Source organism: Anabaena sp. CCY 0017 (genome assembly GCF_963920885.1).
Lineage (GTDB): Bacteria > Cyanobacteriota > Cyanobacteriia > Cyanobacteriales > Nostocaceae > Nodularia.
In genome coordinates, this window is record NZ_CAWUDG010000001.1 from 181039 (window position 1) to 203720 (window position 22682).

The 22682-nt window shown below is 37.7% G+C and carries 20 protein-coding genes; 6 read left to right on the forward strand and 14 right to left on the reverse strand.

What is annotated here, in order from left to right:
* Positions 1 to 3: 3 nt before the first annotated feature.
* Positions 4 to 2187 (reverse strand): DNA cytosine methyltransferase, encoded by a 2184-nt coding sequence (locus ACM0OW_RS00825; protein WP_414548140.1) that lies wholly within the window; start codon positions 2185 to 2187, stop codon positions 4 to 6.
* Positions 2188 to 2781: 594 nt separating this feature from the next.
* Here ACM0OW_RS00825 and ACM0OW_RS00830 point away from each other — a divergent pair.
* Positions 2782 to 2979, forward strand: a complete 198-nt coding sequence (locus tag ACM0OW_RS00830) for a replication restart DNA helicase PriA (protein WP_414548141.1) — start codon at positions 2782 to 2784, stop codon at positions 2977 to 2979.
* A 55-nt stretch (positions 2980 to 3034) separates the two neighbouring features.
* Here the strand turns inward: ACM0OW_RS00830 and rlmN are convergent, their stop codons facing one another.
* The gene (gene rlmN / locus ACM0OW_RS00835; RefSeq protein WP_414548142.1) at positions 3035 to 4093 is read right to left on the reverse strand and encodes a 23S rRNA (adenine(2503)-C(2))-methyltransferase RlmN; all 1059 of its coding nucleotides are present in this window, start codon (positions 4091 to 4093) and stop codon (positions 3035 to 3037) included.
* 250 nt (positions 4094 to 4343) lie between these two features.
* Positions 4344 to 4652 (reverse strand): TIGR03792 family protein, encoded by a 309-nt coding sequence (locus ACM0OW_RS00840; RefSeq protein ID WP_414548143.1) that lies wholly within the window; start codon positions 4650 to 4652, stop codon positions 4344 to 4346.
* A 140-nt stretch (positions 4653 to 4792) separates the two neighbouring features.
* On the opposite strand from ACM0OW_RS00840, the gene ACM0OW_RS00845 reads away from it, so the two are divergent.
* Both ACM0OW_RS00845 and ACM0OW_RS00850 read left to right on the forward strand, forming a co-directional pair.
* A complete protein-coding gene (locus tag ACM0OW_RS00845; protein ID WP_414548144.1) occupies positions 4793 to 5116 on the forward strand; it encodes a phasin family protein in 324 nt (107 codons plus the stop codon).
* A gap of 83 nt (positions 5117 to 5199) precedes the next feature.
* The gene (locus tag ACM0OW_RS00850) at positions 5200 to 5721 is read left to right on the forward strand and encodes an FKBP-type peptidyl-prolyl cis-trans isomerase (protein ID WP_414548145.1); all 522 of its coding nucleotides are present in this window, start codon (positions 5200 to 5202) and stop codon (positions 5719 to 5721) included.
* A gap of 289 nt (positions 5722 to 6010) precedes the next feature.
* Here the strand turns inward: ACM0OW_RS00850 and dnaB are convergent, their stop codons facing one another.
* Both dnaB and rplI read right to left on the reverse strand, forming a co-directional pair.
* Positions 6011 to 7366, reverse strand: coding sequence for a replicative DNA helicase (gene dnaB, locus ACM0OW_RS00855; RefSeq protein ID WP_414548146.1), 1356 nt, complete (start codon positions 7364 to 7366; stop codon positions 6011 to 6013).
* Positions 7367 to 7452: 86 nt separating this feature from the next.
* Positions 7453 to 7911: a 50S ribosomal protein L9 gene (gene rplI, locus ACM0OW_RS00860; protein ID WP_414548423.1), complete on the reverse strand. Its 459-nt coding sequence runs from the start codon at positions 7909 to 7911 to the stop codon at positions 7453 to 7455.
* A 386-nt stretch (positions 7912 to 8297) separates the two neighbouring features.
* Here rplI and ACM0OW_RS00865 point away from each other — a divergent pair, with 386 nt between their 5' ends.
* Positions 8298 to 8873: a dihydrofolate reductase family protein gene (locus ACM0OW_RS00865; RefSeq protein ID WP_414548147.1), complete on the forward strand. Its 576-nt coding sequence runs from the start codon at positions 8298 to 8300 to the stop codon at positions 8871 to 8873.
* A gap of 277 nt (positions 8874 to 9150) precedes the next feature.
* Here the strand turns inward: ACM0OW_RS00865 and ACM0OW_RS00870 are convergent, their stop codons facing one another.
* The 8 genes from ACM0OW_RS00870 to ACM0OW_RS00905 form a co-directional block, all read right to left on the reverse strand.
* Positions 9151 to 10092, reverse strand: coding sequence for an Npun_R2821/Npun_R2822 family protein (locus ACM0OW_RS00870; RefSeq protein WP_414548148.1), 942 nt, complete (start codon positions 10090 to 10092; stop codon positions 9151 to 9153).
* 1 nt (position 10093) lies between these two features.
* Positions 10094 to 11107, reverse strand: a complete 1014-nt coding sequence (locus ACM0OW_RS00875) for an Npun_R2821/Npun_R2822 family protein (protein WP_414548149.1) — start codon at positions 11105 to 11107, stop codon at positions 10094 to 10096.
* Positions 11108 to 11111: 4 nt separating this feature from the next.
* Positions 11112 to 12071 carry a glycosyltransferase family 10 domain-containing protein gene (locus ACM0OW_RS00880; RefSeq protein WP_414548150.1) on the reverse strand — a complete coding sequence of 320 codons (960 nt, stop codon included), beginning with the start codon at positions 12069 to 12071 and terminating at the stop codon, positions 11112 to 11114.
* A 14-nt stretch (positions 12072 to 12085) separates the two neighbouring features.
* Complete coding sequence (locus tag ACM0OW_RS00885; protein WP_414548151.1) at positions 12086 to 13303, reverse strand: glycosyltransferase family 4 protein; 1218 nt, start codon at positions 13301 to 13303, stop codon at positions 12086 to 12088.
* 5 nt (positions 13304 to 13308) lie between these two features.
* Positions 13309 to 14193 carry a hypothetical protein gene (locus ACM0OW_RS00890; RefSeq protein WP_414548152.1) on the reverse strand — a complete coding sequence of 295 codons (885 nt, stop codon included), beginning with the start codon at positions 14191 to 14193 and terminating at the stop codon, positions 13309 to 13311.
* Between the two features lie 71 nt (positions 14194 to 14264).
* Entirely contained in the window at positions 14265 to 15398 is a 1134-nt protein-coding gene (locus ACM0OW_RS00895; RefSeq protein WP_414548153.1) for a glycosyltransferase, read from the reverse strand.
* 114 nt (positions 15399 to 15512) lie between these two features.
* Positions 15513 to 17756: an ATP-binding cassette domain-containing protein gene (locus ACM0OW_RS00900; protein ID WP_414548154.1), complete on the reverse strand. Its 2244-nt coding sequence runs from the start codon at positions 17754 to 17756 to the stop codon at positions 15513 to 15515.
* A gap of 95 nt (positions 17757 to 17851) precedes the next feature.
* On the reverse strand, positions 17852 to 19060 hold the full coding sequence (locus tag ACM0OW_RS00905; RefSeq protein WP_414548155.1) for a glycosyltransferase family 4 protein: 1209 nt from the start codon (positions 19058 to 19060) through the stop codon (positions 17852 to 17854).
* A 357-nt stretch (positions 19061 to 19417) separates the two neighbouring features.
* Here ACM0OW_RS00905 and gloB point away from each other — a divergent pair, with 357 nt between their 5' ends.
* Positions 19418 to 20191, forward strand: coding sequence for a hydroxyacylglutathione hydrolase (gene gloB / locus ACM0OW_RS00910; protein WP_414548156.1), 774 nt, complete (start codon positions 19418 to 19420; stop codon positions 20189 to 20191).
* On the opposite strand, the gene ACM0OW_RS00915 is transcribed toward gloB, so the two are convergent.
* The gene (locus ACM0OW_RS00915; protein ID WP_414548157.1) at positions 20192 to 20680 is read right to left on the reverse strand and encodes a hypothetical protein; all 489 of its coding nucleotides are present in this window, start codon (positions 20678 to 20680) and stop codon (positions 20192 to 20194) included.
* Positions 20681 to 21125: 445 nt separating this feature from the next.
* Between ACM0OW_RS00915 and ACM0OW_RS00920 the strand changes: the two genes are divergently transcribed.
* Complete coding sequence (locus ACM0OW_RS00920) at positions 21126 to 22673, forward strand: efflux RND transporter periplasmic adaptor subunit (protein ID WP_414548158.1); 1548 nt, start codon at positions 21126 to 21128, stop codon at positions 22671 to 22673.
* Positions 22674 to 22682 lie beyond the last annotated feature (9 nt).

The following is a 22682-nucleotide window of genomic DNA, read 5'->3' on the forward strand; positions in this document are numbered from 1 at the left end:
ATTTTATTCCTCAATCATTAATCTACCTAGAATTTCATTCCATTTCTCTTTGTGAATTTTTTGTATTTCATTATCTGACTCTATTAATCCTGAATATAAATCAATAAAATCTGTAATAGACATGATTAATCTTAAATAATATTTAATTGTCGGCATAATTCCATTGAGAATTAATTGACATCCATGTTCTGATGCAATTTCTTTAATAACTTCATCAATCTTATCAGCTTCTAGTTGATTAACATCTTTTGAGGCGAAAATGTAGTATCTTTGGGGATTATGTTTGATAATTTTATTTTTTGCCCGATAAACCATTTGCAGAGTAATTTCTTGCCCATATTTTATTTCTATCGCTTCAATAAGATGATTATTTTGATCAAAAATTTCAATATCTCCAGCCGTGTTAGAAGTTCTGTCAGAAGCTGTATGACTTCCTAACTGTTTGAGGGTGCAGGAATTATATCTAGATATTTCTTTAACTAAAATTTCATAAATGGCATAAAAAGCAATAACCGGCAATTTTGAGCCACGATCAGTTTTATAGTTATAATTAAAATGCTCATCTAAAGCATTGACTAAACTTTTTAAGTCTAATTTTTCTGGATTACTTAATTTAATAATTTCCACCAAATTATTATCTTTGGCTGAATTTACCAATTTCAGAAGCAACTTTAAAACATTTTCTGCTTTGTCAGGATGTTTCTGCACGAAATCAATAATATTCAGAAAGGCCAATTTTAAAGATTTAGGACTGATATTTCCCTCATAATTTAAAGTATAAGGATAAGGTTGTTCTAAAGAACGCGTTAACCAACCACTTTCAGCCATTGCGGGTAAACCTAACTCTGTTAATGTAGGAGTAATATATTTCGTATCTATAGTTCTTCCTGAAAACCCGCCTGGTAAATCAACTTGATGGTATCTAATATCCTGAGATGGATATAACACCTTATGTACTAAAAGAGTCACAAGTACCGTATAAACTGCCTTCCTAGCAAAGCATTTTTTACTAATTTCCAAAACATAATCTTGATATTTTTGTGGTAATTCAATTTGATCAATGTTAAATTCAGATATATTTTCATGAATATGTATAAGTTTTTCTCGATGATTCATAATCGAATGTGATTCTAGTTGAATGGGTTTATTGCAATGACAATTTTTATTCAGACTGACTATTTCGATTTCCCTATCTTGATGTGAAAAAATTTGTTTTTGAATTTGATTCGCTAGTTCATACATTACTGGTACACACACAGAGTTACCTATTTGTTTATAGCACTCTGCTAAATTGCGATGAGTTTTAAAATCTTCAGGAAAACCCATAATTTTATAACACTCTCGTAGTGTTAATTTACGAACTGCATTTTCTTCTGGTATGTAAATAAAAAATCTTCCTGAAGTCTCTTGAGAAGGTATTGTTGGATGCACTCCTTCTATAGAATAAATTCTATTTGGTTGATGATGAACTCGTGATAAATGTTCTGTGTTTGGTCTAACACCCGTTTTCCAAATACTTTTATTGCGATATCCTACAAAAATTAAACCTGATACTTGCTGTTTAGGAGAATCTATCATGGTGTATTCTTCAGGGTTTAGGTATTCAAACTTTCCTGAAGTACACAAAAATTCTCTTAACGTGGGAACTGGATGAGATTTTTGAAGAGTTTCAAAATTAAATTTCTTATCTTTTGTCGCCACAAATACTACTCGTTCTCTATTCTGTGGTAGTCCGAAATCTATAGAATTAACTATTTCGTAGTTAACTCTATAACCCATATCTTCTAAAGAATACAGTATTACTTCTAATGTTCTACCTTGATCGTGATGTAATATATGCTTAACATTTTCCAAAACAACTACAGGAGGATGAATATGCTCAATAATTTCACAAATATGAAAAAATAAAGTTCCTCTAGTGTCATAAAAACCCTTTCTATGTCCACAAATACTGAAAGGTTGACAAGGAAAACCAGCTGTTAAAACATCAAAATAAGGTAGAGATTGTAAATCAATTTTTCTGATATCAGATTCTGGCTTGTCTCCAAAATTATTCAAGTAAACCTGTTGACACGCTTCATCAATTTCGCAAGAAAATACACACTCATACTCAGCTTTTTGAAAAGCTAATCTAAAACCTCCAATACCAGCAAATAAATCAGCAAACTTTAATTTGACTTCCCTCATAAAAATTAAGGAAACATTATTTGAACAGCCGACTATATATCATATCAAACTTTAAACATTTTTAAGATTCTTTATTTACAGATTTAGCTGTTTTTAAATTAAGTCAAAATACTCTTCTACAATATAAATTCTTTGAATCATTAAGACGCAAAGCTTGTGTAAAATATTATACAATTTATAGTATTTTGGTTTTACTTCACCAAACAAATATTAACTAAATCTTAAAAGAAAAATTTTGTTACCAAGGATACAGTATTTTCTAGCTGTTAATTTTTCAATACAAGAACGGCTTTTAACAATTGTTTGCCATAACCATCGAATGAAGCTATCTCAAAGCATTAGTGATGGGGATCACTAAAATTCTAAGAAGATGTGTAATTATAAAATTAATTTATATATCTAAGGTGGGATGGTAAATTCAGCCAAGAATGAAGATAATGTATAAAACTTAAACAAATGCAAATCTAAAATTTTCTTTAAAAAATTCAGCCAGATCAGGGCTATTTGTTCACTTGAAATAAACGCAAAGTATCTATCTACTGATTTAAGTTGCAGTTTTGTCAAATAAGAAATATTACAACCAGGGGTTTTAAAATGAATACAGTCCAAAAAGTTCACTGCCCAAACTGTGGCAGTGATGCGGAGCGTCACTATATTTCTGATAGTCAATTAACTCGGACACAATGCCCAAGTTGCGATTACTTGATGATTACTTGTACTGTTACTGGCAAGGTAATTGAAGCTTACGCTCCAGGGATTAGTGTGAAAAAGCAATTGAGTTCTCAGGTTTAATTAAGAGAATAAAGACGAAGAAGACGCGATTTATCGCGTCTCTACAAGGAGAATTTTATTTACTGGCGCGCAGTTGTCCACAAGCTGCATCGGCTTCTAGACCACGAGAATAACGGACACTCACAGCAGTATTTTGTTGTTTGAGAATGTTAACAAATGCTTGAATGCGATCGCTACTAGGGCGTTTATAGTCAACTTCGCTGATGGGATTGTAAGGAATCAAATTGACGTGGCTTTGGAATCCCCGCAGACATTTTGCCAGTTGCATGGCGTGTTCTGGTAAGTCGTTGAACCCAGCCAAAAGCACATATTCAAAAGATATGCGTCTTCTGGTGATTTCCACATATTCCCGACATTCATGTAGCAAATCTTCTAGAGGATAGGGGCGGGCGCTGGGAATGAGTTCTTCTCTGAGTGCTTGGTTAGGTGCGTGCAGACTCACAGCCAGAGTAACTTGTAGATTGTGTTTGGCAAACTCACGAATGCGACCCCGAATACCCACTGTAGAAACGGTAAGCGATCGCTGTCCAATACCGACATCTTGATTCAAAGATTTCAAGGATGCTAACACATTCTCAGTATTCAATAACGGTTCACCCATGCCCATATACACTACATGGCTAACACGTTGCTGAAAATCTTCTTGCACAGTCAAAACTTGATCGACAATTTCATGTCTTTCTAAATTGCGTGTAAACCCACCCTTACCAGTAGCGCAGAAATCACACGCCATTGGACAACCTACCTGGGTAGAAACACAAACTGTCAGGCGTTTTGCAGTGGGAATGCCAACAGTTTCAATGATTTGACCGTCTGCCAGTCTTAAGAGATATTTTATTGTGCCATCGGGTGCAACCGCACGATGATGTATAGTTGAACGTCCAATGGGGACTTCTGCAACTTCTGCACGCCATTGTTTAGAAAAGACAGAAATATCAGCTAGCGATCGCACACCCTTATGATAAATCCAATCGTGCAGTTGCTTACCTCTATAGGCGGGTTGTCCCTGTTGCTGTACCCAAAGGCTTAACTCGGCCACTGAAGCACCTAGTAGGGGCGGAATTATTTCTGATTTTACTGAATCAACCTGAGAAACAAGCGGTGTAGCAGACATAAAATAAATATTTAAAATTTAATGCTAGATTTCTATGCTACAACTTTGGCTTGAACCTCGCATGACTAATTAACCCGACTTACATCCGTTTTTATGTATTTGAACCACATCTGTCGTTAGGGCGCAAGGCTTTGCGCCTCTACCACATGGTTTTATGAGAACGTTCGCGTAGCGTGCGCGTAGCGCATACCGCAAAGTATGCTAAGTACAGAAAGAAAGAAAGAAAGAAAGAAAGAACGAGTATTATTACTTACGAATGAGGGAACTTTCGGACTTGATATTCGGCTGATTCGATAATTGGATAGGATTTTCCCATTGTTTGGGTGATTTTGTCTTCAATTATCTGTAAATCTTCTAAGGGTATAGCTTTCCACTCCTCTCTTGTTGCCCAACGAATGATTAAAATCAGTTCTGTGGGGTCATTGGGGTTAATCCAAACTTCTTTTCCCAAAAATCCTGGATACTTGGCCAGCCCTGTTGTCCAAATTTCTGCATCCTTCTGGATATAATTTTCTCGCTCTTCTGGAGCAACCCGAAACTTCAGTAGTTCTATAACCACACCGTTGAATTCCTTCTGTTGTGTTTACGAATTTGCCAAAATAGAGATGTAGGCTAAAAAACCACTTTTCCAGCATAGCTTGATTGCATACACTCAATCACAAGAGTCAGCTAGTGGGAAATCATGAAGAGGAAGGGAGTATGGATAATAATAACTGGTTACAACAGTTAATGATGCTCGGTATTGGTACAACGTCTTTGGTAGCCGAAAAAATGCGGCAAGTTAGCGACGATTTGGTTAAGGACGGTAAACTCGATCCTGAGCAAGCTAAGGCGGTAATGGATGACGTTGTGGAGCAATTAAAGTCTGAGCAGGGAAACTGGGAAGACCAAATGCAACGACAAATGCGGAATATGATGCAGGATTTAGGCGTTGCTCGTCAGTCTGAGGTAGATGAATTACGGGGGAGAATTGACCGTTTAGAACGTCAAGTGCGTGATTTAGAAAATAAGCTTTGGCGATAAAATGCCCTTTCTGTTTTACACTTGATCGTGTCCTGTTGGTAATCTTAGAAATGTCCAGATTACCTAATTAAGGAGGACTTATTTTGAAATCAATTTTACTCAGCGTGGGTTTCATGCTGGTCTGTGTTGTAGTTTTGGTATTTGCACAAGTTGGGAATAAAGTCAACTCTGCTACTGCTGCTAATTTAACCACAACTACACCAGCACCCACTAGTGTCACACAAAACCAAACCTTGATTGCGAGCAATACTATGTCTGATGCCAATGTCGTAACCACCCCATCTGGATTGAAATATATTGAATTAGAAGAGGGAACTGGGGCGACTCCTGAACCTGGACAAACGGTTGTAGTTCACTACACCGGTACTTTAGAAAATGGGACTAAGTTTGATAGTTCACGCGATCGCAATAGTCCTTTCGAGTTTAAAATCGGTATCGGACAGGTAATAAAAGGTTGGGACGAAGGACTTAGCACTATGAAAGTAGGCGGTCGTCGTCAGCTAATCATTCCTTCCGAATTAGGTTATGGCTCCCGTGGTGCCGGTGGCGTAATTCCACCCAATGCCACTTTGCTATTTGACGTTGAATTGCTAGGCGTTAAGTAGAGTGCTGAGTGCTGAGTGCTAAGTATAAACTCAGTTGCTTTAAGGGACTCACATTATCAATACGTCTGATATCAAGTCCGGTTAATTAGTTGCCATTGAACCCCACCCCCAACCCCTCCCCGCAAGCGAGGGGGGAGATAAAGTACAGGTTTGGCGGGTTTTCTTCCGGGTTTAGTAAGTATTCAACCGGACTTGATTTAATCATCTTGGCGATCGCTATTTCTTCTTCCCCAATTACGAACTACGAATTACGTTAGCGAAGCTCCTCCGAAGGAGGCACTATGAATTATTAATAATTACCTTGTTTGGCTAAATTTTTAAACTTTGTAAACTGCGGATCAAATAAAAGTTTAACCGTACCTGTGGGACCGTTGCGGTGTTTAGCTATGTTGACTTCTGCAATCCCCCGATCAGGACTGTCAGGATTATAATAATCATCGCGGTATAACATCATAACTAAATCCGCGTCTTGCTCAATACTGCCACTTTCCCTCAAATCTGATAACATGGGGCGCTTATTAGTACGTGCTTCCACTCCACGACTCAACTGTGAGAGGGCAATCACTGGTACAGATAATTCACGGGCTAAACCTTTGAGTGAACGGGTAATTTTTGATAATTCTTGGACGCGGTTATCACCACCACCTTCCATTAATTGCAAATAATCTATAACAACTAATCCTAATTCAGTTCCTTGTTCTGCTTGCAGTCGCCTGGCCTGACTACGCATTTGGGTGATGGTAATATTGGATGTGTCATCAATAAAAATGGGCATCTCTGAAAGCATACCAATAGCACGGCTTAAAGGTTCCCATTGTGTTTGACTAATGCGCCCACTCCGCAAATAACCAGTTTCAATTCCCGCTTCACTAGCTAATAGTCTCTGTACTAGCTGTTCTTTAGACATTTCTAAGCTGAAAAAGGCTATCGGTAATTTATAACCAGCTGCGATATTGTGAGCAAGATTCAAACAAAATGCTGTTTTCCCCATTGATGGTCTACCGGCGATAATAATTAAATCAGAACGCTGGAAACCACTGGTTAGGGAGTCTAAATCATAAAAGCCGCAAGGAATACCGGGGAGAGCAATACCTTGATGGCGAGTTTCAATATCTTGAAAGGTATTAATCAGGGTATCAGAAATGTGAGTTAGACCTGATTGGGGACGTTCTTGAGTAACACCAAAAACTTTCTGTTCTGCTTCATCTAAAACTATCGGTAATTCTTTCTCTGTCTCATAACCAAGATGAACAATTTCGTTACCAGATTTAATTAACTGCCGCCGCAGGTATTTTTCCATTACTAACCCGGCTAAGGCATCAATGTTAACAGCTGATACTGTACGGTCTACGAGAGTGGCTAATTTATTTCTTCCCCCAATACGGGCGAGGATATCGTTATCGGCTAGCCAACTGGTAACTGAAAGTAAATCTGTGGGTTTACCTTGAGCGTGAAGGCGCAGCGCTGCTTGATAGATATCTTTGTGCGCGCTGATGTAAAATGCTATTGGTAAGAGGCGATCGCTCACTCTCCCAATGGCTTCTGGATCAAGTAAAATTCCGCCCAAAATCGCTTCTTCTGCTTCAATATTTTGGGGTGGTAGGCGATCGCTACCATCGCCTTGAAAACTAAGTTCTTCAGACATAAGCGATTTCAAATTGGATGGGATTCACTCAGCACTTATCTTGTAGAGACGCGATTAATCGCGTCTCTACTCAGCACTACTAAAAGTTAGCTGGCTACAACTTCAATATTAACTTGAGCCGTTACGTCAGAATGTAGCTTGACTTCGGCTTGGTAAGTCCCCAGATGGTTAATATCAGGAATGGTAATACCACGGCGATCAATTTCTTGACTGGTAGCGGCTTGAATTGCTTCTGCGACATCTTGAGTTGTGACTGTACCGAAAATTGCTTCGTTTTCACCAAGGGGTTTAGCAATTTGCAAGCTGCCAATTTTTTCTAAAGCTGCTTTTTGCTCTAAAGCTTGTTGACGAAGTTCTAATTGGCGTTGACGCTCTTTCTCGCGACGGCGTTCTACTTGTTTGAGAATTCCGGGAGTAGCATGGGTTGCTAAATTCTGGGGAATTAGATAATTACGAGCATAGCCGGGAGCTACGTCTACTAAATCGCCTAATTTTCCCAGCTTGCTAATATCTTGATTTAAAACTAACTGTACACGTTTCGCCATCGGTTTCGTTTTTTCCTGTAAAATCTGATTAACTTGGGTTTTAGCAGCATAGCTCACAATCACCAGCAGCTTTGCTCATAACCTAAAGCTTACAGATCCTAGCGAATCGTAGGGTGCGATCGCAACTATTTAGTATTAAATAATTGGGCTTTCCACCAAACCAAGTATGAATTTAGGTGTAGAGACGTTTTCTGGAACCCCATCCAGGCGAGACTAAGCTGTGTAGTCACCTGCTAACAACAGATGACCCTAAAACATTACACTTTAACTTGCTCCAGGGTATTGTATTTCATTCCACCATCTGATTGCTTAGTGTCTTAGACATATATACTTCTTATTACTTGGTTTAGTATTATTGCTAGCAATTTTTCAACAAGGATGTCAATATGCGAGAACTGACGTATTATGCTGCTTGCAGCGTTGATGGATATATTGCTAATATCGACGGTTCACATGATGGCTTTTCCCAAGATGGTAAATATTTAGCACATTTATTTGCCTCCTTTCCTGAGACCCTTCCATCTCACCTTCGTGATGCAATGGGTATCCATGCTGATAATAAGTGGTTTGATGCCGTTCTCATGGGGCGAAAGACCTACGAGGTAGGATTGAAGGATGGTGTAACAAATCCTTACTCACACATGAAACAGTATGTCTTTTCACGCACTATGACAAAAAACCCAGATGAGAATGTTGAGCTTGTTTCAGAAAATGCTGTTGAGTTAGTCACAGATATGAAGAACGAAACAGGTAAGGGTATTTGGCTCTGTGGTGGGGCGGATTTAGCTACAACGCTTTTTGCTCACAAATTAATTGATCGGCTAATCCTGAAGATCAACCCATTTTTGATGGGTTCAGGCATTCCACTGTTTTCGGGAGTGATTCAGCAAACTGCTTTAGAACTTACCAACAGCAATATCTATGAAAACGGAGTCTTGCTACTTCACTACAGGGTGAGGTGATTAAGGTATTCGTCCGAGATGCGCGACGTGAAAGTTGGGCGTTCAAAGAGCAACAAAGAGGCTAAAGTGTTTGCTATATAAGCACCATAGCCTATAAAATTTCCGCTTCACCAAATTAGCGTAAACCAGTATATTTAGCCTGCAATACCAAAAATTCCGATGCGACCGCTTCTATCGCCGTTCGCGGAGCGTTCCGTAGGAAAGGCAGGGTGTTGGCGTTCGTGTAGCGTGTCGCAGACAAGCCTCTTGCAGAGAAGCCCATCGCAGTTGGCTGAAATTAATCGGTGAAAACACCTTTTTTCAGTTTACGAAGCTGATTTTTCACTTGATCGAGGGTTCCTTGCAACTGACTTTTTTCTACAGGTGCGGGTATATTTGCCGCAGGTAACGCTGGATTTAGGTTGCGGTAATGTTCCCAAGTCTCCCAGTAAGGACAGCCAGGTTGAATCCGAATCCCCGCCCAGTGCAGATATTGTAGCGGTTGATTGACTGTAGGATCAAAGAGAATATTGCCTTCAGACTGAAAGTGTGGAGTTCCTGCCCAATTTCCCGGTGCTTTACCCTCTCTCCGAACTACATTAAAGCGACGTGGAATCCGCTTCAGCAACATATAGTTAATAATTGGTTGATCCGAAGTTTTTTCGGAAAAGTCAAAGTATTCTGGATGGGCTGCACACTCAGCAAAAGTTTCATATAAATCATTTTCCGAGACTAAGTTTTTCTTAGAACCCCAAAATCCACCGTTAAAAATCTCTTTAACTTCTGCTTCCGTAAAAATTTTATCTTCTAATACCTGGGAACTAAAAACATTTTTAATTCCACCTAAATGTTGATAATCACAACAAATAAAATCTGATTCAGCCAAGTAATTCAGATTATCAATAATCTTTTCAAAAACGACAATATCGGTATCGATGTACAAAAACTCATCAAAAGGACCAAACCAACAAGCCTGCTTCCGAAATTGATTGGGACGAGCAAAAAATTTGCCCCCGAAAGTTTCATGTAGTTTTCCCGCTAGACGGTCAATGAAATCTAAGTCTTCGTAGACTTTTACTCCATAATGTTGGTTAAGTGTCTGGGCTATTTGGTGATAATTATCATCATAAGGAATTATGATAATTGGTGTGTCTGCGTCATGCAATCTGATACTATTTAAGAGTGCGATCGCCTGATCCAAAACCTTGTCATTAGCAATAATATAAATTCCGCGACTCATCTTATTTACCTCCACCTGTTAATCCTAACTTTTTTAAAACTTTTGTAGCTAAACTGGGAGGGGCGTTATAAGCCTTGGCTTTAGTTGTAAAGTTTGGGCGCTTTTCTGGTTCATGCAGATAGCGATAATGTAAGAAAACATCCCGATAAGGAAAATCAATATTTTCTCCCTCACAAACTTTGTTAAATAGTTTGGAAGATAAACCAATATAATGTAGATAAGTCAGCCTATTGCCCTTATCATAAATAATATTATTGATATTTTCAAAATGCGGAGAAGTTACAGAACAACCAGTCAGTTTATCATCTGCTAAGTTTCGAGAAAAATTATAAAAAGATACATTTGCTGTCATCCTAATATAATTAAGCACAGATTGATTGGGAGCTGCCATATATAAAACGTCTGAATCTCCATTTCTTAATTGAGATAGCAACCAATCTCTTTGTTCAGGAGGAAATATTCCTCTTTTGGAAGCATAAAAACCTGAGCAAAAAATTTCGGACTCGATTCGCTCCTTACTAAATACTTCTAGGAGACGAGCAGATGATAAATTAAATATATGAGATGGGTCTTTATACTGAAAATCATACACAACAAAATCATGATGATCTAACTGCTCAAACACGAAGTCTAGAGGCTGCATGACTAAAGTATCAGCATCCAGATAAATAAATTTATCAAATTGACTTCTGGGATCAAATGCACAGTAACGGCGATTTTCTCCAACCCGATAAAATTTCTTAATACCTTTTTCTTGCCAAAGTTGAATAGCCGTTTTATGTGATTGCCATACCTGATAAGAAAACTCTTCCCAATCAGCAAAAATTTCGGGATTTTCTAAGAGTGTGACATTTTTTCTAGATGCTACCTCTGACCTAACCCTATCCAATTGGTCGTTGTAAGCAATAACACATACTGGCACATCCTGACCAGCATTAGCTTCTATACTATTAAGCAACGCCACAAGTTGATTATAAACATAATCATTCGCCAGTGTATAGATTCCATTTGTCATAATTTTACCTGTGATTTTCTACAAAATTTGATAGCCAATTCAGTAAATTTAATTTGTGCAGAATCACCTGACGAGCTTCAGCTATAGCGCTTTTAGCAGCATACCAGGCATCTGGAGTAGAAGTAACTTCTTGGATGTAGGCAATACCCTTTTCATCTAGACTTGGCAACCTTAAAAAACTACCAGGGGGTAATAGTTTGTCAGCAGCAGTCCCACCATAGTAAATTGGCAAACACCATGCTAATAAAGCATCCCAAAGTTTCTCACTCACATACCAACTGTTATCAGCATAGTTTTCAATTGAAAGATTATAATAGTATGGTGCCATGCCATGCCATTTATTACCCAATTCACCCGATTTATTCGCCCATGTTGGTAAATCGCGTCCATACAAATCAAACTTAATCTCGCTCGACTGTAAAGACTGTAAAAAGTTTAATCTTTGACGATGGTTAGCTGTGCGACTAATTCCAGAGGTAATCCAACTGCAAGGAGAAACTTTCTCCGGTGGTGGCATTTCATTTAATTCCCGAAATGAGTTGCCATGATACCAAATAGCAGGCATATAGTCGGGATGAGGCGCAAAATCATCAGGACCAGAAACATAGCCGCAGTAGTTCTGAGCTTGCTGGTATGCTCTACGATGTTTTTCTATAACTTCATCTAATGGTGGTTCCCGCAACAAATAAATTATCCTTTCCTTGCTGACTCCGCGTAGCAAAGAATTAAGATTTGATTCAGTTTTTTGTTGTTTTTTGCGAAAATTATCCAACCAAGATTTTGGCTGGGGAGGTTTGGGGAAGTTAAACTGATACATCAACAAAAAATCTGGTTTTGATGCCAGCGCCTGCATTTGTATATTACCCCAAATACCGAATTGATCGGGGGTTTGTTGCCACAGCCAATCGCCTCTTTTTTCAAGATTGCTATAGCTGCTAATCATCCCAACAGTTTTTTTTATCATTACTTTTATAATCTTTAGTTCTCGATTTGTGGACGAAAAGATTCATCTACGTAGCTCAAAATTTTTGCTGCTCTCTTTTCCCAAGAAAACTGATGTGCAAAATCTCTACTAGCTGCATAGCCTTCTATCTTTCTGGGGTATTTGTTTAAAACATCCTGTATACATTCAGCTAATTTAAGTGGATTATCTGCTTCACACCAACCAGCAACTAAAGGCGAATCTTTAAACACCATTAAAGGAGGAATTTCAGTAACCACAAGAGGAGTTCCCGAAGCCATATACTGAAAGAATTTCACTGGATTAGTGAAGTTTGCTGCTTTGCCAGAACGGTGAGGATGAGCTAAAACATCAGCTGCCTGAAATAAACTGACTAATCGTTGACGTGGTAGTATCCAACCTAATAATTTGACATTTGCTATATTTTTGGCTCTACATAGTTGTTGATAAGCTTGTATTTGTTCTTCTGTGCCTCCTGTAATAGCAAACTGAATATGTGGAAGTTCTTTAGCCGCATCAATTAAAACATCGACTCCTTTAAAAGGGTATAAAGCGCCAGAATAAACAACTAAATGCTTCCGGTCATTTATTAATAATTCTTGCCGCCATTCTTCAGCATTTTCTGCTTCTCTATTGAGAAATGATTGCTCAAAACCGTTATTTAGCCACACAACTTTTTCTGGAGGCATTCCATATTCAATTAAACTTTGTCTAATTAATTCCGATTGGGTAATGGCAATTTGAAAAAAGGGACTATTAACAATATCCGTCTCGAATGATTTCTCTTGAAAATAGTGCCGTTCATAGATAACGGGAATACGATTTTTGATTGCTGCTTTAACAAAATTCCAATCTCTGGTATGGATAAGTTTAGTATGATGCTGGATATGAATTGGTAAATAATACTTTGTAATGACTGTACTAGAATTAGTAAATTTTCCACCTATTCTATCAATTGGCCAAGACATTGGTAGTGGAGCTACCTTTAATTTTTTTTGTACATCGTAAAATTCTATAAAATTCTGGTCTGGTTCTTTGGGATTAAAAGGATTGAGCAACCCTAAAGGATGGAAATTATTTTGTTTTTTATCTGGATAGACTAAAATAGAAGAGTAACCTATATTAGCTACTGCATTAGCACAAAGTACATCATGAATTTCGTGAGCCGTGCCTGATTTCAGTGATATATCTCTACTAAAGTAAATGTATTTATTTTTTAACAATTTATTTTTCATATTATTTAAGATTGTGTAGTTGATTCATCTAAAAGATTTAAAATTTCAGAGTAGTAGCGATGATTATTTTCTCGATTTTCTGGAAGACTTTCAGGATAAGCATGACAATTTTTTAAATAATCTTGCCAATTATCAGTTTTACATGAAAATTTATTTTTATAAGAGAACTCCCACAAGGTTTTGTTAAATAATGAAAACTGAATTTTTTGCTGTAACCACTTGGAAATGGGAAATATTCCAGGTGGATGCTTGAGTGTGTAAAACTTACTACTAAATGGAAAAGATAAAACTTTTCTCCCCAGTAATGTACCCCAGTATGCTCCATGATAAGAACTGGTTAATATGGTTTCACCCGAACCCAAAAAATCCAATATTTCCTCAATATCTTGATTATTATTGGTCATGTTGGGGAAATTACTCATTTTTATCTGAAACTTTTTATGTGAAAAAACTACAAAATCATGTTTTATTTCTCGCTTCTTATCAAATGCGGGATGCATACAACTAGGGCAGGATACCCAATTATATTTATAATGAAAATCTCTAATACCAACTAAGTCAAAATTCATTAAATATTGAGAATAGTCAAAATTCTGAAGTTTTTCAATATCAAAACCATTTCCGTATATTTGTTGCCCAATTCCCCAAGCAATTAATTTGGTATGTGCCTTTTGGGCAATAAGTTTGGCAAAAGAAGGTAAAAACGGAGAGTATAAAAGTCCGCCTCCACCTACAATAATGTGTTTACCTCTTATTTCCTCAATATTTATTGTACGAATATCAGCTTGTTCAACAGTGTACCCAGGAAAACTAAAATATTTTGTAGGTGCAGAAAATAAATCTCCGATATTTGTGCTATCAATAACATGGTAATTAATAATTGATTTCATGATGGCAAGGATTTTTAACCAAAAATTGTGTCAACTTTTACTATAATTTCGACTATTGGAGTCATGCTAAATTAACCAGTAGGAATTTCTACTTTTGTATGGAAGTAGGAAGCAACAACATCATTTATCTCTGACATGAATCTCTGAGTAGAAAATAAATGTTTTTGAGTAGTAAGTGATTGAAGTAATTTGTTTTGTTGATCAGAATTGCTTAGAGTATGAATAATTTTTTCCACAGCTTCTTCCTCATTATTAAAAAATAATTCTTGATTATGCTGACCTACTATTTCAACTTGTCCACCTTCACTTTTCACGAAAGGAATAGCACCAGCTTTCACCATTTCCGCTATAGAGATCCCAAAAGGTTCTTGTTTCCAATGAATACCGTACTTACATTTAGCTAGCACTTGAATGTATTCTTCATAGGGAAGATTTTCATGTAATGTAATCCAAGATGAGTTTTCTCTTACCATCTTTTTGACTAAGTTACTATATTTCCATTCATAAAAACCTCCTCCTCCTCCTGTTATGTGTAGCTTAATATCAAAGCCTCTCTCACGAACTAGTTTAAGAATTTGTATAACTTTATGAGGCTGTTTAGGTTCTACTATTCTGCCGCTACAGATGAATGCATCTTCTTTATCAATCCAGGCTATATCAGGTGTGTCTATCACAACAGGGGGATACACCACAACATTAGGATTAATTCCATAGTGCTTATTGAAATTATCTGCAACACAGTAAGAATTAGCAATGGAGATGTTATCGAGTAGCTGTTGCTGAGAGAAATTAGATATTTTTCTATGAAAAGGTTTACCCTCAAGAACTTTGATCCAATGTACATACTGGATTCCTTTTTGACCCATATCCATTGCATTATATGCAGACATAACTAGGTCATATTTATGGCTATTTTGCTTAAATATACGAATCAAAATATGAAAAAGCAACATTCGGAAATTACTATTTTTCACCATAATCAAATAACAACTAATTTCTAAAAGTTTTGGGAGTATACTCTTAATCTCTATGTCTTCATTTAAAATACTTGTTCCATACATGGAATTAAGTTGTTCAAGTTTAATATTTCCGAGAGTAAATAATGTTATTTCATACTTATCTTTTAATGCTTGGATAATCCATAACCCAACTGCTTCCGCACCACCACCCATAAAATATGGATAATAAATAGCTATTTTTTTCATAATTAATCTCTCTGCGCTCCTGTGGTCTTTTATCTGAGATACTAGCAACTGTAATTTTAGCGATATCTTTAGATAATAAACTTTATTTCGGACAAAATGGATAGTATTTATAGTTTATTTTTTTATTTTTTCTAGTGTTTCTAAACTGTCCAGCAAGTAAATAGCTAAATCATACGAATCAGCAATTAATTGATTTTCTTTCTGGACATTATCTACTAAGTCATCGGCAAGTAAAACTAAGTAATTTATCATATTTTTGAGTTTTATCTGAACTTCTTCAAACATTTGCCTTACCTTTTGCTCCTGATCGTAAATTATCTGGTTTTTGCTCATGACTGCTGATGATTTCCAGCTATTTTGTAATTGAATACTTTCCTGAAAAATTTCAATGTTTGTAATAATTCTCAATGTTGATTTGTAAGATTCGTTCAGCAATTCTTCCCTTTCTTTGGCATTATCAACCATGCCATCAGCTAATAATCTCAAGCAACCAATAATGGAGTTCAACCGTGTGCGGATTTCGTAAGAAATCCGCATAAAAACTTGATTAGATTTGCTAGAATCTTCTACTTGTTCGCCAAATTGCATTTTATAGAGGCGCGAATAGTAATCACCTTTTTGTAAAAGTTCGTTATGGGTTCCTATTTCCACTACGCGTCCTTGGTCGAATACTGCAATTTGATGAGCTTTTTGGACTGTAGAAAGACGGTGGGCAATTACTAAGGTGGTGCGATCGCGGCTTAAATCATCTATTGCTTCTTGGACTAAACGTTCTGAAACAGTATCTAATGCTGAGGTAGCTTCATCTAAAATCAAAATTTCTGGATCTTGCAGCAAAGCCCTCGCTATTGCTAGGCGCTGGCGCTGTCCGCCAGATAGCATGACACCTCGATCTCCAATGATTGTGTCAAAACCTTGAGATAATTTGCTAATAAATTCATAGGCATTTGCCCGTTTGCTGGCTGTGATAATTTCTGCTTCGCTAGCACCAGGTTTTCCGTACGCGATGTTATGTTTTACTGATTCGTTGAACAGAAAAGTATCTTGACTCACGATACCCATTGCCTTACGCAGAGTTTTGATATTAAATTGACGTATATCAATCCCATCAATAGCAATATAGCCAGATACTGGGTCATAAAACCTTGGTAATAGGTCAGCTAGGGTTGATTTACCAGCACCAGAACTGCCTACTAAAGCTAGCGTAGTCCCTCGTGGTAAGTATAAATTTACATCCTTCAGAACTAACTGATCATATCCAGGATATGCGAAAGATATGTGATTAAAATGTACTCCTTCCTGTAATTTTGTGTAAGATAAATTACCGTTAGCCATTAATGGCTTATTATCCCGTTGTAGAAAATCAGCCACCATATCCACACTAGCTGAGTTATTGGCAAAGCTACTGCGAAGAGTATTTAACTGTGACACAAAAGGTAGCAGCCGCAGTAGGACTAATAAATATGTCAGAAGAACGGCTGAAAGCGAAGCAACTTGCTCCGCAAATAACATTCTTCCTACAAACACAATCAAAATTAAAGATATCAGTCCCGCAACTTCACTAATTGGTGCAATCATATTAGAATTCACCTGGGACTTAAATTCGGCTGTTTCACGGGCTTGAATTAATTCATTAATCTTTTGATATGTTAAGTCTTCATTAGCAGTTGCTTTAACTAAGCGAATTCCACTCAAAGTTTCTATCAAATTATTGGTGAGCGTTTTAGACATTTCGGTTAACAATTTACCAAAATATTTAGAACGACTAATGGCAAATTGATTGGCTAAAGTAACACCAGTTAGTAAAAATGTGGAAACAATCGTCAACTCCCAGGAAATTGATAATAAAATAGATATAAAAACTAAGATTGTAATTACAAGTATTACTAATTTAATTAGATTATTTAAAGAACTAGAAGCACGTGGGATTTCTCCATTCAGGCGATTCATTAAATCACCCAGTTTCATCCTTGTATAATAATTAATATCCATTTCTAGTAATAACTGTACACCTGCTTTACGCATATCAGAGGTAAGCGTTCGAGATACAGAACTAGATGCCAAACTACTGACGTAGCTAGAAGCATTTTTCAAAAATATGATCACTATAATTGATGTTGCCATCAATCCCAATTGATAACTTTCAGGAAAATTATCAAATGGCGACATAATAGCTCTAATAATGGGTGGAGCATTTGTTAAATCTATTTCTTGTCCTACTATTTTTAGGACTATTGGCACAATCATGGCTGTGCTGATGCCATTAAATAAAGCTCCAGAAAACCCCAGGATTATCGTTAAAATAATTCTGCCTGGATAAGGCTTAATGAATTTTACTAGCTGATTAAGAGTAGACATAAATAGTTTATAGATAACCTTAGAAATTTGACCCGTACTTAAGATTTATTTTTCTATTTTCAGATGCCTGAAAAATTATATAATTTTGTTGAACTTTATTTCTCTAATTGAGAAATAACTTTAGATAACGTCTCTGCCATCGTATCAACACTATAACATTTAACACATCTTTCCCTAGCCATTTGACCTTTTGTTTGAGCTTCATCGAAATGTTGAAATATCCATTGAATCTTTTCTGCTATTTGTTCTGGACAACTAGAATCAACTAAATATCCTGTTTCGCCGAGAATTTCGGGAATATCTCCTACCCTTGTTGCTAAAACAGGTTTCGCCATAGCCATACCATCAGTTAATTTCAGAGGGAATTGAGCTAAAGCGGCTGGAGTATTTCGCTGTGGAACCACTATAACGTGTGCTGCGGCTACAATTTTAGGCATTTCTGTAGATGAATGTTTGGGTAACTTAATGATCCAATGCCCCCATTTTTCCATAAGTTGAGCATCATAATCATCATAGGGACTACCACCGACAATTACTAATCTTAAATCAGGCTCATTGAGCTGTTCTAAAGCTATTAAGACATCTTCAACTCCTTTGTATGGTCTTGGCGCACCGGGAAACATTAAAATTCGATATCCAGACAGCCCATAACGCGCTCTACTTTCTTCAGCATTATAAAGATTAGGATTAAACAAACCAGTATCTTTGCCGTTGGGCAAATATACACCACCAAATCGCTCTTTTAAAAATTGGGTATGAATTGTGATGGCATCAGCATTTTGTGTCATGCCTTCCACCCACTTTAAATAAAGTGGATGATCAGGATATCTCAAAGCACCATTTGTTCTAAAAAAAATATCTCGGAATAATTGTTTGGGACTGGGGTTATACTGCCATTTATCGCCACCATACCAACTCAGTTCCCAGTCATCTATATCTAAAATAATCGGTCGATGGGTTTTTAACCTTTTCAGCAGAGAAATGCCCAAGGTAGTAGGCTTTGGTCTCATAGCATAAATAATATCACCATCGAGTTTTTTGAGAACTTGAGAGGCTGATTTGAGGAATTTTGGATAGTTATAGCCTGTAACATGACTAACTGCAATTTCAGATTGAGGCATTACTGCTGCTTGATTACCAAAAACAAACCCTACAATTTCTACTTCATATTTAAGCTTTTGCAGGGCTTGAGCCAACAAAAATGAACGTACACCGCCACCGCCCCATCGCCCAGCCCCGGTACTTGACAAATCGCTGACTAGTATTGAAATTTTTAATTGAGTTTTTCTTTGCTGTAAACTCACAATAATTTTGCTTTAGTTAATATTTACAAGAAGATATTCAGTAACTTGGCTATAAACTCAGATGATCTGCAAAAACGTTCAGCGTTTTCCATAATTGTTTTTTAATGTTTTAGCCAACAATAAATTTACCTTGGAATTTAGACTGTTTCCCAGAGAAATATTACTGAGTCATAAAGATTAGCTTTGATGAAGTCCAGTATTACTTAAGTATAACTACGGTTATATGTTATCATGGTTTGTTAAATATAACAGCCATAATAAACAAAATATAGACAGTTTAGTAAATTTAAGCAAGTAGCTCAACAACTTATTGGAGTTATAGGATAGATAAAATACATGATGAGGGAGAAAGAGCCAATGCAGGTAATCCGGATTGAAGCACTTTCAGATAACTACATATTCTTACTGCATGATATCGTAAAAAATATTGCTGCTGTTATTGATCCGGCAGAGGCTGAACCAGTATTGCAGAAACTGACTGAACTCAAAGCCGAGTTGGTAGCTATTTTCAATACTCACCACCATAACGACCATGTGGGTGGAAACAAGCAATTAATCGAACATTTCCCCGACTTGACAGTATATGCGGGAGCCGAGGATAGAGGCAGAATTCCGGGACAACAGGTATTTTTGCAAGCAGGCGATCGCGTCCAGTTTGGCGATCGCACTGCTAAAGTTTTCTTCATTCCTGGTCATACTCGCGCTCATATTGCTTACTACTTCCCTCCTGTAACATCTAGTGAAACTGGAGAACTATTCTGTGGTGATACCCTGTTTGCTGGCGGTTGTGGACGCTTATTTGAAGGCACACCGACGCAGATGGTGGAATCATTGAGTAAAATACGCTCTCTCCCAGATAATACCCGTGTTTGGTGCGCCCATGAATACACCTTAAAAAATTTGCAATTTGCTCTGACTGTGGATAGTGATAATACTGAATTACAAAGGCGCTACGAGGAAGTAAAGAACTGCCGGATTCGCCAAGAAGCTACTGTTCCCTCATTTTTGGGTGTGGAGAAGCTGACCAATCCGTTTTTACGTTGGGAACAACCCTCATTACAATTAGTAACCAAAAGTAGTGATCCAGTACAGACTTTTGCTCGTTTACGGGGAATGAAAGATAGATTTTAGTTAATTTGCTGATTTTCCCCAGCTATTTTGACGCTGACGCAACTTCACCAAAACTTTAACTCGCCGCTTGAAATCTTCAAATTCCTCTGGACTCAGCGCCGTTTTTTGCCATGCGGGACGCTGCATTAAGTTTTCCGACCAATCATGTAGTTTGGGGTAATGGTCGAGAGAAATACCCAAATTTGGTAATCCAGGCACAATACAGCACTTCCGGCAGCTATGAGGTACATCCCAAAAGCTGAAAGTTATGATAGGAGAGGGACAAGGAGAAAAACTGTATTGCCTAATAGCCGGAAGGGCTGTAGATCCAGCCACAATCTCTGCTAAGGATAACTGTTCGCCACCAAAAAAACTGCGATCGCCTAAAGTTTCTGTGAAAAATTTGAGGATTTTATCTATATGCTGTTTTGCCTGTGTAAATTTTAGTGAGGTTTTATTTTCGTAAATCAGGGAAATAACTTTGGGAAATAATTCGTTAGTCGTCACCATTTGTAATAAATATAGAACTTCTCATTTAATATTAGATATTCTAAACACATCCATTGCCAGCTAGACTACCCTATGTAGATTGGAACAATAGATTTTTTATCCATTTTCACCTCTCGCTACATTTTTAAATTAAATAATTAAAACTTATATTTCGCCCCTAAATTTCTTTGGCTGAAATTTGGATGCACATTCTTTAGCGATCGCGATCAAATTCTGCTAATTTCTACAAATTTTCTCACCTTATGTATATAATGCAAGCAAGTGCTTACATTTGCCCAATACACATTGCTTAATTCTTGATTTATGGCTGGAAATAAACCACAGTTTTTACAAAATTAAAATATACCAACAAACTTTCTCAAACAACCTTACATATCAGATCAGGTTTGCCAAGCAAGCTGAGATGACAACTTCCCAGTCGATTTATAAGATAAGAAAATTAAAGATGCTCAACTCTGAACCCCCTGAGTCTCCAGTTTCTGCTGAAATTGAACAGCAAGAGCAAACATTGAAACCAAGTCCAAAGCGACGTTGGCTGTTAATTTTGGGTATCGTCTTGTTAATTGCTGGTAGTGGCGGCGTTGGTTGGCGCTGGTGGCAAAATAGCTTTGCAGGTAATGGACCACCAGGCGATAGAGCTGCTGCGGGTCAAGCGATGGGAATTCCTGTGAAGTTAGCGACTGTAGAAACTAAAACTATACAAGACAGTTCAATAATTGGGGGTTTTTTAGACGCTCCCGGCTCAGTAACACTCAGGCCGGAAATTGATGGGCGAATCAGTGAAATTTTATTTAAAGAAGGCGATCGCGTCCAAAAAGGGCAAGTTATAATTCGGATGCAAAGTGCCGACACCCAAGCCCGCCTACGACAAGCAAAAGCAACATTAGACCGTACCCAAGCCCGACTAGCAGAACTCAAAGCAGGTACACGTCCCGAAGAAATTGCCCAAGCCCAAGCCAGATTAGCCCAAGCTGAAACTCGCCTCAAAAATGCCCAAGGGGGAGCGCGCCCCGAAGAAATTGCTCAGGCGGAAGCTCAAATTGAGGTCGCTAAATCTGATCTAGAATTAGCACAGTCAAGAGGTCAAAGATACCAACAATTAAGAACAGAAGGTGCTGTTTCTCAAGACATATTAGAAGGATTTCTCGGAGAACAAAGAAGCGCTGAAGCTAGGCTAAAAGAAGCCCAAAGACGGCTCGACCAACTCCGCAAAAGCAGAAGCTCAGATATTAATGAATTAGCTGCGGCTGTAGAACTAGAAAAACAAAATGTCAGACAACTAGAGAATGGTTCCCGCCCCGAAGAAATTGCCCAAGCCCGTTCTCAAGTAATGGAAGCCGCAGCCCAAGTTCAGGTAGCGGAAGTCCAAAAGCAATACACAAACGTTGTCGCTCCTCTAACTGGTATTCTCGGTGATATCCCGGCAAAAATAGGAGATTTTGTCAGCGAAGGAGATGAACTCACCACACTAAATCAAAATAGGACTTTGGAACTGAATTTATCTATCCCTTTCAATGAAGCCGAAAGGTTACGTGTGGGATTACCTGTACAAGTTTTAGATGCTGAAGGCAAACCTGCCGTTACGGGTCAAGTAAGTTTCATCTCGCCTAACATCAGTGTGAATACGCAGAATATTTTAGCTAAAGCCACCTTTGCTAATACCAGAAACCAAATACTCAATCGCCTGAGCGTCCAAGCCAGAGTCATTTGGGATGAGCGTCCAGGAATATTAATTCCCACTGAAGCCATATCTCGCATGGGTGGACAGACTTTTGTGTTTGTGGCTGAAGCACCAGCAGAATCGCAACCAGGAATGCCCAATCTCGTAGCTATACAAAAACCCGTGAAATTAGGAGCTATTGAAGGAAACAATTATCAAGTTCTGGAAGGACTGGAAGTTGGAGACAAAATAGTTGTTGCGGGTATTCTCAATCTAACGAATAATGCGCCGATTATGCTTGCACCTGAAGAAATGGGGAATAGTAATTCGTAATTCGTAATT

Coding starts and splice junctions, on each gene's coding strand:
- ACM0OW_RS00825 (WP_414548140.1), bottom strand. CDS start 2,187: ATGAGGGAAGTCAAATTAAAGTTTGCTGATTTATTTGCTGGTATTGGA.
- ACM0OW_RS00830 (WP_414548141.1), top strand. CDS start 2,782: ATGAATACAGTCCAAAAAGTTCACTGCCCAAACTGTGGCAGTGATGCG.
- rlmN (WP_414548142.1), bottom strand. CDS start 4,093: ATGTCTGCTACACCGCTTGTTTCTCAGGTTGATTCAGTAAAATCAGAA.
- ACM0OW_RS00845 (WP_414548144.1), top strand. CDS start 4,793: ATGGATAATAATAACTGGTTACAACAGTTAATGATGCTCGGTATTGGT.
- dnaB (WP_414548146.1), bottom strand. CDS start 7,366: ATGTCTGAAGAACTTAGTTTTCAAGGCGATGGTAGCGATCGCCTACCA.
- rplI (WP_414548423.1), bottom strand. CDS start 7,911: ATGGCGAAACGTGTACAGTTAGTTTTAAATCAAGATATTAGCAAGCTG.
- ACM0OW_RS00865 (WP_414548147.1), top strand. CDS start 8,298: ATGCGAGAACTGACGTATTATGCTGCTTGCAGCGTTGATGGATATATT.
- ACM0OW_RS00870 (WP_414548148.1), bottom strand. CDS start 10,092: ATGAGTCGCGGAATTTATATTATTGCTAATGACAAGGTTTTGGATCAG.
- ACM0OW_RS00875 (WP_414548149.1), bottom strand. CDS start 11,107: ATGACAAATGGAATCTATACACTGGCGAATGATTATGTTTATAATCAA.
- ACM0OW_RS00880 (WP_414548150.1), bottom strand. CDS start 12,071: ATGATAAAAAAAACTGTTGGGATGATTAGCAGCTATAGCAATCTTGAA.
- ACM0OW_RS00885 (WP_414548151.1), bottom strand. CDS start 13,303: ATGAAAAATAAATTGTTAAAAAATAAATACATTTACTTTAGTAGAGAT.
- ACM0OW_RS00890 (WP_414548152.1), bottom strand. CDS start 14,193: ATGAAATCAATTATTAATTACCATGTTATTGATAGCACAAATATCGGA.
- ACM0OW_RS00895 (WP_414548153.1), bottom strand. CDS start 15,398: ATGAAAAAAATAGCTATTTATTATCCATATTTTATGGGTGGTGGTGCG.
- ACM0OW_RS00900 (WP_414548154.1), bottom strand. CDS start 17,756: ATGTCTACTCTTAATCAGCTAGTAAAATTCATTAAGCCTTATCCAGGC.
- gloB (WP_414548156.1), top strand. CDS start 19,418: ATGCAGGTAATCCGGATTGAAGCACTTTCAGATAACTACATATTCTTA.
- ACM0OW_RS00915 (WP_414548157.1), bottom strand. CDS start 20,680: ATGGTGACGACTAACGAATTATTTCCCAAAGTTATTTCCCTGATTTAC.
- ACM0OW_RS00920 (WP_414548158.1), top strand. CDS start 21,126: ATGCTCAACTCTGAACCCCCTGAGTCTCCAGTTTCTGCTGAAATTGAA.